We start from the raw sequence: 12,237 nt of genomic DNA, 5'->3' as shown, positions 1-12,237 counted from the left end.
CAGGCACATGCCAGTCACGCTTGCGGACGTCGCTCAGGCAACGGGGCTGTCTGCGTCGACCGTCTCGCGGGCGCTGTCCGACCCCGACAAGGTCAACGTGCACACGCGCGAGAGAGTTCGCCGTGCGGCCCGCGAACTGGGCTACGTCCCCAATCAGACGGCCCGCTCGCTGATCTCGGGGCACCACGACGTCCTCGGCCTCATCGTGCCCGACATCGCCAACCCGTTCTTCCCGCCGATCATCAAGGCGATCCAGGCGCGGGCGGGCCTCAAGGGCAAGACCGTGATCATCACGGACGTCGACGAGCACCCCGGCGACGAGGTGGAGCGGGCGCAGATCCTCCGCAAGCGGGTGGACGGGCTCATCATGGTCTCGCCGCGCACCGGCGATGAGCGGCTCGCCGAGCTGGCCAGGCTCAAGCCCATCGTGTTCGTCAACCGGCGGGTCGAGGGCGCGGCCAACGTCCTGGTCGACAACGCCGACGGCATGATCGAGGCCGTCGAGCACCTCGCCGCGCTCGGCCACCGCAAGCTCGCCTACCTCAACGGGCCGCGGCGCTCGTGGTCCAACGCGCAGCGGCGCAAGGCCGTCGTCGCGGCCTGCCTGGCGCAGGACATCGAGCTGGTCGAGTACGGCCCCTTCGAGCCGCAGGTCCAGGCCGGAGTGCGGGCCGCCGACCTGGTGCACGCCGGTGACGTCACCGCGGTCATCGCCTACGACGACCTGATCGCCCTCGGCCTGATGACCCGGTTGGCCGAGCGCGGCGTACGGGTCGGCCAGGACCTCAGCGTGATCGGCATCGACGACAGCCCGATGTCCGGCATGGCGTACCCGACGCTGACCTCCATCCACGTGCCGGGCACGGAGGCCGGGATGGCCGCCGTCGACCTGCTCCTCGACATGATCGCCAACCCGACGGACGAGGAACCCCCGGTCGTCCAGCTCGAAACCCGCCTGGTGGTCCGCGGCTCCACCACCCCAGCCCCCACCTCCTGACCACCGATGTTCCCCGCCGGCCGGGCGCCGCGTTGGGAGGTGAGGTGTCGCGTCGGTCCTGTCATGTGACGCACGCGGGGCGGGGCGAGAAGCCTCGGGGTTGTTCCTCGCGACCTTTCGGCCGGGTCACATGACGGCGCTCGGCCGGGTCACATGACGGCGCCGAGTTGCCAGGGGGCGAATTCTTCGTCGCCGAAGCCGAGCAGTTCGCTGGCCGTCTGACGGCCTGATGCGGTGGCCAGGATCAGGTCGTAGACGGCGCGGCCGATCTCATCGATCGTGGCTTCGCCTGTGGCGATCGGGCCGCAGTCGATGTCCATGTCGTCGCGCATGCGCCGGTAGACGTCGCTGTTGGTGGCGAGCTTCAGGCTCGGGACCGGTTTGCAGCCGTAGACGGAGCCGCGTCCCGTGGTGAAGCAGACGATGTTCGCGCCGCCGGCCACCATGCCGGTGACCGAGACGGGGTCGTAGCCGGGGGTGTCCATGAAGGCGAGGCCGGGCTGTCGTACGGGCTCGGCGAAGCCGTGGACGCCGGTCAAGGGCGCGCTTCCGGCCTTGGCGACCGCGCCGAGCGACTTCTCCAGGATCGTGGTGATCCCGCCCTCCTTGTTGCCCGGGGACGGGTTGTTGTCGAGGCAGCCGCCGTGCCGCGCGGTGTAGTCGCGCCACCAGTCGATGCGGTCGAGCAGCGCCCGCGCGACCTTCTCGTCCACGGCCCTGGCCGCGAGCAACCGCTCGGCGCCGTAGATCTCCGGCGTCTCGGCCAGGATCGCGGTGCCGCCCTGCGCGATCAGCAGGTCGGCGGCGACGCCCAGCGCGGGGTTGGCGGTGATGCCGGAGTAGCCGTCGGAGCCGCCGCACTTGAGCCCGAGCACCAGGTGCGAGGCGGGCACGGGGGTGCGGGTCACGTCGAGCGCGGGCAGCAGCTCGCGGATGGCCTCGACGCCCTTGCGCACGGCCGCCGCCGTGCCGCCCGCCTCCTGGATGGTCATCGTCGCGATCGGGGTGCCGGCGGGCAGGTCCAGCTCGGCGATCTGGTTGACCTCGCAGCCGAGGCCCAGCACCAGCAGCGCGCCGAAGTTGGGGTGGGCGGCGTAGCCGGACAGCGTACGGCGCAGCAGGTCGAGCCCCTCGCCGTCGGAGGCCAGCCCGCATCCGCTGCCGTGGGTGATGGCGACCACGTCGTCCACGTGCGGGGCCGCGTCCAGCACCCCTGAGCGGCGGGTCTGGTCGGCGATGAGCTTGGCGACGGTCGCCGAGCAGTTGACGGAGGTGATGATGCCGACGTAGTCGCGGGTGGCGATCCGGCCGTCGGGACGCACGATGCCCTGGAACGTCTCGGGCTCCTGGGGGACGACCGTCCCCGGCGTGGGGACGACCTCGGCGCGCTCGGTGTCGTGGAAGCCGAGGTTGTGCGTGTGCACGTGGCGGCCGGGCGCGATGGGCTCGGTGGCGTGCCCGATGACCTGGCCGTACTTGATGACCTCCGCCCCGGGCTCGACGGCGGTGAGGCTGACCTTGTGGCCGGGCGGGACGTCCTGGGCCGCCGTGAGCCCGTACCCGATGGGGTCGCCGGCGGCGAGCCCGCCGAGCGTGACGGCCACCGTGTCGCCCTCCCGCAACCGGATGACTCTGGTCATGCGCTGTTCCCTTCTGGGCCGATCCACCTGCCGCGCAGGACGGTCGCCCACGGATGGAAGCCCTCGTCGAAGACGGCGAGGTCGGCGTCGGCGCCGGGCGCGATCACGCCCTTGCGGCCGGTCAGTCCGAGCACCCGCGCCGGCGTGGCGGTGGCGGCGGCCACGGCCTCCGGCACGGGCCAGCCGAGGTCGCCGGTCAGGTGGCGGAGCATGGCGGGCAGTGCCGAGGTGGAGCCGCCGAACGCGTCCGCGCCCACCACGAGCCCGACGCCGTCGCCGACCTCGCAGGTCACGGTGCCGAGTCGGTAGCGGGCGCCGCGCGGCAGGCCGGTGCCGGGCGTACCGTCCGAAACCACGCACAGGCGATCGCCCACGCAGCGGCGGGCGATCTCCAGCAGCGCGGGCGGCAGGTGGCGGCCGTCGGCGATCACCTCGGCGGTCAGGTGGTCGGCGGCCAGCGACTCCTCCAGCAGGCCGGGCAGCCGCCACGGGCCCTGCCTGATCGTGCTCGACTGGCCGCTCCACAGGTGGGTGACGTGGGTGAGCCCGGCGTCGACGGCCGCGCGCAGGTCGTCGCCGCGTGCCTCGCTGTGACCGGCGGCGACGACGACCCCGGCGGCGGCGAGGCGGGCCGTGGCCGCGACGGCGCCGGGCAGCTCGGGGGCGAGCGTGATCATGCTGAGCACGTCGCGGTGCTCCAGGAGCACGCCGACGTCCGCGGTGGTCGGCGGGCGCAGCACGGCGGGGTCGTGCGCGCCGCGCTGCGCCGCCGCCAGGAACGGCCCTTCCAGGTGGACGCCGAGCAGCTCCGCGCCGCCCTCGACGGTACGGTTCACGCCGCCGAACCCGGCCAGCAACTCCTCCAGCCGCCCGACGGAGGCCGACACCAGCGACGCCTGCACGCTGGTGACCCCCTGCCCGGCCAGGCCACGCAGCACCGCGACCCCCTGGCCGGGCCCCTCGTCGAAGCACGCGCCCGCGAACCCGTGCACGTGCAGGTCGATCAGCCCCGGCGTGACCAGCCGCCCACCGACGTCGATCGCCTGCCCGTCGGCACGGCTCCCGCGCGCCGCCACCGCCGCGACGCGCTCACCCGAGACGACCACGTCCACGTCATCACGAACCCCCTCGGCCAGCACCACCCGGCCACCGGTCAGGATCACGCCCACGTCACCACGCTTCCGGATGGGGGCCGCCGGTCAGGGTCGCGTCCGTGGCGTCGCGGACGCCCTCAGGAGGGGTCACGTCGGCGCCGCCTTCGAACCGGAGCACCCGATCACCGCGGCAGGTCGAGCTTGCCGGCGGAGTCTGGGTCGAGGAACAGGGTGGCGTGGGAGGTGCGGCGGAGGATCGTGGCGGGGCAGGCGGGTGAGATCGGCTCGGTGAGGGTGGCGGCGATGGCGGTGGCCTTGCGCTGCTCGGGGACGCACACCTGCACCGACGCGGCCGCCAGCAGGGCGGGCACGGTGAGCGAGATCGCGGTCTCGGGCACGTCGGCGACGGTCGCGAAGTGGCCCTCGCCGACCTGCTGCTCGCGCGAGCGCTGCGTCAGCGTGATCACCCTGGCCCACCGGTCGTCGTCGAAGCGCGCCTGGTGCGGCTCGTTGAAGGCCAGGTGGCCGTTCTCGCCGACGCCCATGCACACCAGGTCGAGCGGCAGCGTACGCAGCTCGGCCTCGTAACGGGCGCACTCCGCTTCGGGGCCGGGGGCGTTGCCGTCGATGTAGTGGACGGCGGCGGGCGCGAACGGGTCCTCGATGCGCTCCTTGATCCACCGGCGGAACGAGGCGGGGTGGTCGGCCGCGATGCCGACGTACTCGTCCATGTGGAAGACCGTCACCCGATCCCACGGGATCCCCTGCTCGCGCAGCGCGTCGGTGAACGCGTACTGGGAGTTTCCCGTGGCGATGACGACGCGGGCGGTGCCGCGCCGCGCCACCGCGTCCCTGATGGTCGCGGCGGCGCGCTCGGCCGCGGCGCGGCCCAGGTCCGCCTCGCTCGGGTGAACCTCGACGGGCAGGCTGTCCGCCGTGAACCGGGTCAGTGGGGTGGACAAGGTGCTCCTCCTCGGGCTGGGCGTACACCACCTTTGCAAACGCATGCAGCACTTGCAAGGAGGAGCAGCGACCGTCCCGGGGACGATTGCGGTGATCCCCGCGGAAGCGATTGCCACACGAACGTCCGTGTGGCAATCGCTGCAAGCCGGCTACGGGCGGCGCGCGTCCGTCCGCCGGAGTTCGTGCCTGATGGCGAGCCTGATCGTCCAGTAAAGGAAGAAGAGGACGACTGCCGCTGGAATGACCCAGGAGAAAAGCAACATCAGCACGTCGGGCAGCCCGATGTTCATCACGTCGATCCTCCTCCGGGACGGCAGGCGTCCAGCATCCCTCAGGCGTTTCCGCACGTACAGCGGATCATCGATCGCGCGGGTCCTTCAGCGAGCGCATCGTGTCGACCAGGGTCTCGTGGATGTACTCCAGCTCCGGCGAGGTGAAGCCCGTCCAGTCACCGGCGTCCTGGTCGGCGGCGTCCGCCGACCAGGACGCCTCGTCGGAGTCGCTCCAGGTGCTCTCGGCCGCCGCCGGGTCGTGGCGGTACACCCACCACAGGTTCCCCGAGGGGTCCTGGAAGCGGGCGAGGGTGTCGCCGAAGAAGTCGGTCGGGCGGGTCACGATGCGGGCCCCGCGCGCCGCCGCCCGGTCGAGGGTGGCCTCCACGTCGTCCACGTAGACGCGGGTGAGCGCCGGCGTGAACGGCCAGTCGGGCTTGCGGTCGGCGATGGTCAGCAGTGAGTCGCCGACGCGCAGCTCGGAGTGCAGGATGAGCCCGTCCTTGTCGTTCGTACGGGCCTCGGGCACGTCCACCGCACCGAACACCGCGATGAGGAAGTCGATCAGTCCGGCGGCGTCGTCGGTGACGATGAACGGGTTCACGGTGTTGGAACCCGCGGGCACTGCGGTCATGGTGCGTCCTTTCAGCAAGCTGAACGAAGGGATGCACGTATGGTCGCCAGCGGTGCGGCCACTTGATGTCCTGAATGCGGCCGCTTTTCAGATGGGGAAGCGGCCGTCGCGCCACTGCCAGTGGCGGCCCGCCTTGAGGTGGTCGATGACCGCCCGTTGGAGCGCGGTGCGGCGCGGCAACTGGTCGAGCGGCGTGGTCAGCGTGCGGAAGACGAACCGCAGCACCTCGACGTCGGCGTCTATCCCCTTGGGCTCCTCGTACGGCTCCAGCTCGAACCTGCGCTGGAACCGCACGATGTTGGAGTCGGCCGGCAGATATTCGCTGAGCTGCGGATCGAGCAGCCACGAGCCGCACGAGAACGCCGTGCGGTGCTCGTCGGGGAAGTGGCGGGGGAAGAACGCGCGGGCCCGGTCGAGCGAGGCGTCGATGGCCTCGGGGGTCAGCGGACCCGACTCGGGGATGTGCAGCTGAACGGCGGTGTCGCCGCGGTGGAACTGCAGCCGGCCCAGCTCGTAGAGGCCGCCGCGGACGTGCAGCGTCAGCCAGCTCTGGATGACCGGCCAGCCCTCGCGCTCCATCCGCCGGTCGACGGCGAGGTTGCGGCCGAGGTCGGCGAGGGTCGTCCAGGACACGTCCTCGGGTACGCCGTGGTCGCGGTGGTAGCCGAGGACGACGTCGATCAGCGCGAGGTAGGCGTAGACGTACAGGTGCCGCCAGGCGGGGCCCCGATCGCGCGGCAGCGAGGGGCCGAACGGCAACCAGCCGTAACCGCCGAGGTCGGCGCGGACCATGGCGGTCGCGCGGTCGAGCAGCCAGCGCAGCTCCGGCGTCCACAGCGGGGAATCGGGGTCCGGCCAGCCCTCCATGATCTCGGCGGCGTCGTCGGGGCGTACGGCGAGCCGGTCGAGGATCGCGGGGGCGTCGGTCTTGGCGGGCAGCGGCGCGGACGGGAGATCGCCGGCGAGGCGATGGACGCGCTCGACGTCCTCGAGGGGAACCCCGAGCCGGGAGGCGATGTCGTCAAGCTTCATCTCGCCGACTTTACTCGCGATAGGTTAGGATACGACTGTATCCATAAGGAGGTCGCCAGCATGCCTGACCAGCCGTCCGCCTTCACCAGCGACCGTGCCCGTGACCGCTACCACGCCGTTTACGACCGCGTGGTCCAAGAGTTGTGGCCGGTGCCCGTGGACGCCTTCGACGTCGAGACCCGCGCCGGCACCGTCCGCGTGCATCGCGCGGGTCCCACGGCCGGCGACCCCATCGTGCTCCTGGCCGGGGCCGGGGGGAACGCGCTCGCCTGGCACGCCTCCATCGAGCCGCTCGCCCGCGCCAGGCCCGTCCTCGCCGTGGACCCGCTCGGCGAGCCGGGCCGCTCGATCCAGCGCTGCCCGCTCACGAGCGGCGCCGACATCGGCGGCTGGGTCGCCGACCTGCTCGCCGTCGTCGGAGCCGAGCGCGCGCACCTTGCGGGCTTCTCGTCCGGCGGGTGGGCCGCGATGGAGCACCAGCGTGCGGGAGGCGGCGGGGTCGCGGCGCTGACGCTGGTGGACCCCGGCGGTCTCGCGCCGCTGTCCAGGAGGTTCGTCCGGTGGGCGGCGGCCGGGGCCCTCGCCTCGATGCTGCCGGGCCCGCTGCGCCGCCGCTCGGCCGGCCTGGTGAACAACGGGGTGTTACGCGATGACGGGCTGGTGGCGCTGCTGCGGGCCGGCTGGTCCTTCCGCCGGCGGGTGCCGATCCCGCCCGGCTACCGCGACGAGGAGCTCCGCGCGGTGTCCGTGCCCGTACAGGTGCTGATGGGCGCTCGCAGCGCGCTGTTCGACGTGGGGGCGCTGGCCGCCCGGCTGGCGGAGGTGGTGCCGTCCTGGCGGGTCGAGATCGTGCCTGGCGCTGGCCATTCGCTGTCCGTCGAAGCCCCCGAGCTGGTCGCCGACCGTATCCTCTCCTTTCCCGGGACCGAGCAGGCGGGAGACGCGCATGCCCCGACAGGTGGATCATGACGAGCGGCGGCGGCAGCTGACCGACGCGCTGCTGCGCATCGCGAGCACGCGCGGGCTGGGGGCGGTGTCGATGCGCGAGATCGCCGCCGAGGCCGGGGTCTCGCTGCGCGTCGTCCAGTACTACTTCGCCAACAAGCAGGCCCTGCTCGAATCAGGCCTGACCGAGCTGGGCGCCCGCATGAACCACCGGGTCAGGCGGCGGATCACCGACTCGGGCACGCCGGCGCCGCGCGAGCTGCTCGCCGCCGTGCTGGCGACGATCGTCCCGTACGACGAGCAGAGCCGCCTCGACTCCCTGGCCTGGACCGCCTACTACACGGCCGCGCTCACCGACCCGGCGCTCGCCGCCGCCGGCCTCACCCTGCCCGACGCGCTGGAGGACTTCCTCACCGTACGGCTGACCGGCGCCATCGCCGCGGATCGCGACCCGCGCATCGAGGTCGCGTCCCTGCTGGCCCTCGCCAACGGCCTGACCTCCAGCGTCCTCAGCGGCCAGCGCAGCCACGAGGACGCCCTCGACATCATCGACTACCGGCTGGACCGCCTCTTCGAGCAGGACTGACCGGCGACACGCACCCCTGACCACCGGGCCGCGGCCTTTCCCGTGACGGACACTCGACTCGTGACCTCGGAGACTCCCGCCACCACGGCGGCACTGACGGTGGCCCGGCGTTTCTATCCGCCGGCGCTGCTCGACCACTGCGTCCGCACCCGCCTGTGGGGCACGACGTACGCCGCGGCGCACGGCATCGCCATCGACGACGAGCTGTTCTCCGTCGCGGCCCTGCTGCACGACATGGGCCTGACGAAGGCGTTCGACAGCCACACGGTGCCGTTCGAAGAGGCGGGCGGGTGCCTCGGCTGGGTCTTCTGCACGGCGGCCGGCTGGCCGGACGAGCGGGCCGCCAGAGCCGAAGAGATCATCGTGCTGCACATGCGCGCCGACGTGCCCGCCGCCGACGACCCCGAGGCGCACGTCCTCCAGGTCGCGTCGAGCTTCGAGGTGGTGGGGCGATGGCACGAGCAGTTCCCCGACCACGTACGCGCGGACGTGCTCACCCGCCATCCCCGCCGCGACTTCCCGGCCGGCCTCCTGGCCGCCTTCGAGGACCAGGCGCGCCGCAAACCCGGCAGCGCCGCCGCCCGGTCGGTGCGCAACGCGCTCGCCGAGCGGATGGCCGCCAACCCCCTCGACAGCTGAGGTCAGAACCAGGCGACCGGCGCCCCGGCGAAGGAGGCGCCTACCGGCCGCCCGGGTGATGCGGGCGACGCGAGAACCCCTGACCCACGCCGCCCGAGCAACCGTCCCCACGCTACGGCTCCGCGGGCCCGTCCGGTGTCCGGTGAACACCCGACAACCGCGCCTTCCCGTACGGTGGCGATCATGGCGGACGGATTCCGAGAGCGGCTGGCGCGGCAGGTCGCCGGCATCACCCCGTGGGACGAGCAGGAGGCCGCGCACCTCGCCGAGACGCTCGCCTGGATCGACAGCGGCGCCCCGCTGCACCGGGCGGACGCGCCCGACGTCCCCGACCCGCATCTCGTCGCCTACACCGTGGTCATGGACCCGGACGGGCGGCTGCTGCTCGTCGACCACCGCAAGGCGGGGTTGTGGCTGCCCAGCGGCGGCCACGTCGAGCCGGGCGAGGAGGTGTGGCAGACCGTCGAGCGGGAGTGCCAGGAGGAGCTGCACATGGCGGCGCGGCCGGGTCCCGTCGCGGGGCGGCGGCCGTTCTTCGCCACCGCGACGCGGACCAGGGGCGCGCACCCGCACACCGACGTCTCGCTCTGGTTCCTGCTGGAGGCGGACACCGTCACCTCCTACGACGAGGGGGAGTTCGCCGGCATCAGATGGCTGTCGCCGCGCGAGGTGCTCGACGAGCCGGCCGGGCGGCTCGACCCGCACATGCACCGCTTCACCGCGAAGCTCATCGACGCCGTAGGGGCGTGACGCCTCACCACCATCCGAAGGCGGCCCAGGTCAGGGCCGGTGCGACGACGATCGAGATCAGTCCGTACGTGAGGAGCTGCCGGAACAGCCTGGGCCGCACCGCGGGCTCGGCGGCGCCCAGGATGAGGCCGCCGGTGATGCCCAGCGGGTTGAGGTCCACCAGCACCGAGGCCAGCGCCAGGGCCAGCACGCCGCCGACCGGGGATAGACCGGCGTCCACCAGCGGGGGCAGCAGCGGCGTGACGGTCGCGAACACCGCGATCGAGCTGGCCGCGAAGGACGTGATGCCGGCGACGTAACACAGCACGAGCAGGCTGAGCAGCGGCGCGCCCGTCACCCCGAGCAGGTCGCTGATCTGCTTGAACGCGCCCAGGTGCTGCATCAGCCCCACGTACGTCAGCAGGCCGCCGATCAGCAGCACCACGTTCCACGGGATCCGCGACACCACTTCGCCGATCGGCATCCTGAACGCCAGTTGCAGGATCAGGGCGGCGGTCAGGCCGAGGTACCCCACGTTCATGTCGAACCCGACGGACAACACGACCACCGCACCCATGCACACCAGGGTGAAGGCGCGAGCCCCCGACCGCTGCGGCGCCATGGCAGGCGCCTCCGGCTCAGCGGTCACCGTCACCGCGCCGCTCCCGGGAGAAGCCGGGGTGGGGACGGGCGCCACCGGAGCCGGTGCGCCCGGCGCTTCCGTGGCAGGGACGGGGGTGGTCGGGGTTTCGGCGGGCGTTGAGGTGCGGCCGCGGGGGATGCCGCCTTTCCAGCGGCCCACCGCCAGGACGCCCGCGCACACGACGAGCCCGGCGAGCAGGCCCCCGGCCAGGAACGTGACCGGGGCGGAGCCGGGCAGGCCGATGCCGAGCTTGCCGCTCAGCTCGCGCGCCGTGACCCCGTACACGGCGAGGGGTGACAGCAGGCCGCTGATGATGCCGGTGACGCCGAGCACGGCGGCGAGCATCGGTGAGATGCGGTAGCGCGCGGCGAAGCCGAGCGCGATGGGGGAGACGATGGCGGTCGCGGCGGCGGGCAGGGTGCCGGCGGCGGTGAGGACGGCGCCGATGGCGAACGGGGCCAGCGCGATCAGCACGAGCCGCCCGCCGGCCAGCCGTAGCAGCAGGTCGAGCAGCCAGTCGAGGGTGCCGTTGTGCTGGGCGACGGCGAACAGCGCGGTCACCCCGACGATGAGCACGAAGAAGTCGGCGGGGAAGAACGCCGTCACGTCGTTCTCGGTGACGCCGGCCGCGAGTCCGAGCAGGAACGCCGCCGCCAGGGCGCCGAGCCCGAGGTCGAAGCCGGGGATCAGGGTGGCCGCGAGCAGTCCGGCCAGCACGATGATGGACAGGGTCGCCAGGGTCATGGGCAGCCTCTTCCGTCGGTCAGGCGAGCCCTGCGCGGGCAGGGACGGTTCGCTCGGGGGGTGTCAGGGTCAGGTCGGTCAGACCACTCCTCGGTGGTGCAGGGCTTGGATCTCGGAGTCGGTGAGGCCGGCGAGGTCGCGGAGGACGTCGGCGGTGTGTTCGCCCAGCGCGGGGGCGGGGGTGCCGGGTGCGGGGTCGAAGCCGGAGAAGCGGCCGGCCGGGGCCTGCATGAGCCGGGGGCGGCCGGTTCTGGCGTCGGGCACCTCGACGATCGAGCCGCGGGCGCGGATGTGCGGGTCGGCGCAGATGTCGGCGGCGGTGTTCACCGGTCCGGCGGCCACGCCGGCCTCGGTGAGCAGCGCCATCAGGGGGTCGAGGTCGTGCGCGGCGACGAAGGCGGCGACCCGCGCCTCGATTTCGGTGCGGTGGTCCAGCCGGGCGGTCATGGTGTCGTGGACGGCGAGGTCGTCGGCGTCCATGACCTTGACGAGCCGGCGCCACATCTGCTCGGTCGAGGCGGGCAGGGCGAGCCAGCGGCCGTCGCGGGTGCGGTAGAGGTCGTTCGGGCTGATGTGCGGGTTGCGGTTGCCCTGGCGTTCGCGGTTCTCGCCGGTGACGCCGTACTCGACGATGAAGTCCTCCATCATCCGCAGCAGCGGCTCGTACAGGGGGATGTCGGCGAGCTGGGCCTGCCCCGTGCGGTCGCGCTGGCGCAGCGCGAGCATGGCGGCGAACGCGGCGTAGATGCCGGTGACGCCGTCGGCCACGGGATAGCCGGCGAAGATCGGCGGCCCGTCGGGCGAGCCGGTGCGGTGGGTGAGGCCGGCGAACGCCTCGGCGACGCGGGCGAAGCCGGGCCGGTCGGCGTAGGGGCCGGTCCTGCCGAACGCGCTCACCTGCACCATCACCAGGTCGGGCCGGTAGGCGCGCAGGTCGTCGAAGTCGATGCGGAAGCGGCGCAGGGTGGCGGGGCGGAAGTTGGTGACGACGACGTCCACGGCCGCGGCCAGCCGCCCGACCAGACCGGCGGCCTCGGCGTGGTGCAGGTCGATGGTGACGCTGCGCTTGCCGCGCCCGACCATCGTCCAGGCGGCGGACTCGCCGTCCTCCAGGGGCGGGTAGTGGCGGGCCGGGTCGCCCGTGGCGGGATGCTCGACTTTGATCACTTCGGCGCCGAACTCTCCGAGCAGCGCGGCCGCCAGGGGCCCGGCCAGGATCGTCGACACGTCCAGGACGCGCACTCCGCTGAGCGGACGATCAGACAAAGAACTTTCCTTTCACCCGAGAGTACGAGGGTCACGATCCCCCTCAGCCGGAG

Annotated in this window: 13 protein-coding genes; 5 read left to right on the top strand and 8 right to left on the bottom strand. The window is 72.8% G+C overall.

Going from position 1 to position 12,237, the window contains the following annotated elements; genetic code table 11:
- Window positions 1-7 precede the first annotated feature (7 nt).
- Window positions 8-997, top strand: a complete 990-nt coding sequence (locus ACFFR3_RS40140) for a LacI family DNA-binding transcriptional regulator (RefSeq protein ID WP_379484827.1) — start codon at window positions 8-10, stop codon at window positions 995-997.
- Window positions 998-1,146: 149 nt separating this feature from the next.
- On the opposite strand, the gene ACFFR3_RS40135 is transcribed toward ACFFR3_RS40140, so the two are convergent.
- From ACFFR3_RS40135 to ACFFR3_RS40110, 6 genes are all read right to left on the bottom strand, one after another.
- Complete coding sequence (locus ACFFR3_RS40135; protein ID WP_379484826.1) at window positions 1,147-2,637, bottom strand: D-arabinonate dehydratase; 1,491 nt, start codon at window positions 2,635-2,637, stop codon at window positions 1,147-1,149.
- On the bottom strand, window positions 2,634-3,806 hold the full coding sequence (locus ACFFR3_RS40130; RefSeq protein ID WP_379484825.1) for an N-acetylglucosamine-6-phosphate deacetylase: 1,173 nt from the start codon (window positions 3,804-3,806) through the stop codon (window positions 2,634-2,636). Before ACFFR3_RS40130 ends, ACFFR3_RS40135 begins: the two co-directional genes overlap by 4 nt.
- Window positions 3,807-3,913: 107 nt before the next feature.
- On the bottom strand, window positions 3,914-4,693 hold the full coding sequence (locus ACFFR3_RS40125; protein WP_379484824.1) for a glucosamine-6-phosphate deaminase: 780 nt from the start codon (window positions 4,691-4,693) through the stop codon (window positions 3,914-3,916).
- 150 nt (window positions 4,694-4,843) lie between these two features.
- Window positions 4,844-4,987 (bottom strand): hypothetical protein, encoded by a 144-nt coding sequence (locus ACFFR3_RS40120; protein ID WP_364375508.1) that lies wholly within the window; start codon window positions 4,985-4,987, stop codon window positions 4,844-4,846.
- A gap of 64 nt (window positions 4,988-5,051) precedes the next feature.
- Window positions 5,052-5,600: a VOC family protein gene (locus ACFFR3_RS40115; protein ID WP_345394800.1), complete on the bottom strand. Its 549-nt coding sequence runs from the start codon at window positions 5,598-5,600 to the stop codon at window positions 5,052-5,054.
- A gap of 87 nt (window positions 5,601-5,687) precedes the next feature.
- Complete coding sequence (locus tag ACFFR3_RS40110; RefSeq protein WP_345394803.1) at window positions 5,688-6,632, bottom strand: acyltransferase domain-containing protein; 945 nt, start codon at window positions 6,630-6,632, stop codon at window positions 5,688-5,690.
- Window positions 6,633-6,692: 60 nt separating this feature from the next.
- Here ACFFR3_RS40110 and ACFFR3_RS40105 point away from each other — a divergent pair, with 60 nt between their 5' ends.
- The 4 genes from ACFFR3_RS40105 to ACFFR3_RS40090 all read left to right on the top strand — a co-directional run bounded on the left by ACFFR3_RS40105 (window position 6,693) and on the right by ACFFR3_RS40090 (window position 9,552).
- A complete protein-coding gene (locus ACFFR3_RS40105) occupies window positions 6,693-7,601 on the top strand; it encodes an alpha/beta fold hydrolase (protein ID WP_364375504.1) in 909 nt (302 codons plus the stop codon).
- Window positions 7,579-8,163, top strand: coding sequence for a TetR/AcrR family transcriptional regulator (locus tag ACFFR3_RS40100; RefSeq protein WP_364375501.1), 585 nt, complete (start codon window positions 7,579-7,581; stop codon window positions 8,161-8,163). The genes ACFFR3_RS40105 and ACFFR3_RS40100 overlap by 23 nt, the downstream gene beginning before the upstream one ends.
- Before the next feature lie 60 nt (window positions 8,164-8,223).
- Entirely contained in the window at window positions 8,224-8,802 is a 579-nt protein-coding gene (locus ACFFR3_RS40095; protein WP_345394812.1) for an HD domain-containing protein, read from the top strand.
- Between the two features lie 183 nt (window positions 8,803-8,985).
- Window positions 8,986-9,552, top strand: a complete 567-nt coding sequence (locus ACFFR3_RS40090) for an NUDIX domain-containing protein (RefSeq protein WP_345394815.1) — start codon at window positions 8,986-8,988, stop codon at window positions 9,550-9,552.
- 4 nt (window positions 9,553-9,556) lie between these two features.
- Here ACFFR3_RS40090 and ACFFR3_RS40085 read toward each other — a convergent pair whose 3' ends face one another.
- Together ACFFR3_RS40085 and ACFFR3_RS40080 are read right to left on the bottom strand one after the other, a co-directional pair.
- Window positions 9,557-10,918, bottom strand: a complete 1,362-nt coding sequence (locus ACFFR3_RS40085) for an SLC13 family permease (RefSeq protein ID WP_379484823.1) — start codon at window positions 10,916-10,918, stop codon at window positions 9,557-9,559.
- Between the two features lie 78 nt (window positions 10,919-10,996).
- Window positions 10,997-12,184, bottom strand: a complete 1,188-nt coding sequence (locus tag ACFFR3_RS40080) for a CaiB/BaiF CoA transferase family protein (RefSeq protein ID WP_364375495.1) — start codon at window positions 12,182-12,184, stop codon at window positions 10,997-10,999.
- Between the last annotated feature and the right edge of the window lie 53 nt (window positions 12,185-12,237).

Source organism: Nonomuraea salmonea (assembly GCF_042428605.1).
In the GTDB taxonomy this organism is placed as follows: domain Bacteria; phylum Actinomycetota; class Actinomycetes; order Streptosporangiales; family Streptosporangiaceae; genus Nonomuraea; species Nonomuraea salmonea.
Note: the sequence above shows the minus strand (reverse complement) of the source record. Positions and strands in the feature narration are given on the sequence as shown.